This is a genomic window from Oceanospirillum sediminis, assembly GCF_014164585.1.
Taxonomy (GTDB): domain Bacteria; phylum Pseudomonadota; class Gammaproteobacteria; order Pseudomonadales; family Halomonadaceae; genus Oceanospirillum; species Oceanospirillum sediminis.
The window spans coordinates 1-418 of record NZ_JACJFM010000161.1; the positions used below are offsets into that span (position 1 = coordinate 1).

Consider the following 418-nt stretch of genomic DNA (forward strand, 5'->3'; position numbering starts at 1 on the left):
GTATAATATCTTTTTCATTAGAGGTAAGCTTTTCTTATAGATGAAAAAATTTGAAAATGGTTGCTTAAAGATTTTAGATAATTTTGATGATCCTGCTTTTAGCAGCATAAGCGATTCACACATCTTTACAGCATAAATCTGGTTCTCTGATTACATATTTCTGCGATACTGCCCTCCTACTTCAAACAGTCCTTGTGTAATTTGCCCTAAGGAACAGACTTTACAAACTTCCATCAAAGCTTGAAAAATATTTTGGTTATTGATGGCCGTTTCCTGAAGTTGTTTCAAAAACTCTTTTGTATCATTAGCTTTATGCAGATTTTCTAAAGTTTTAATTTGAGATTGTTTTTCCTCCTCAGTAGCCCTAATTACCTCAGCAGGTAAAATAGTTGGCGAACCTTTACTACTTAAAAATGTG

Annotated in this window: 1 protein-coding gene; it reads right to left on the minus strand. The window is 32.8% G+C overall.

Features of this window, described 5'->3' with window-relative positions; translation table 11 throughout:
• Nucleotides 1-150: 150 nt before the first annotated feature.
• Nucleotides 151-418 (minus strand): methylmalonyl-CoA mutase family protein (locus tag H4O21_RS28240; RefSeq protein WP_182812491.1); only part of this gene is annotated, 268 nt, incomplete at its 5' end.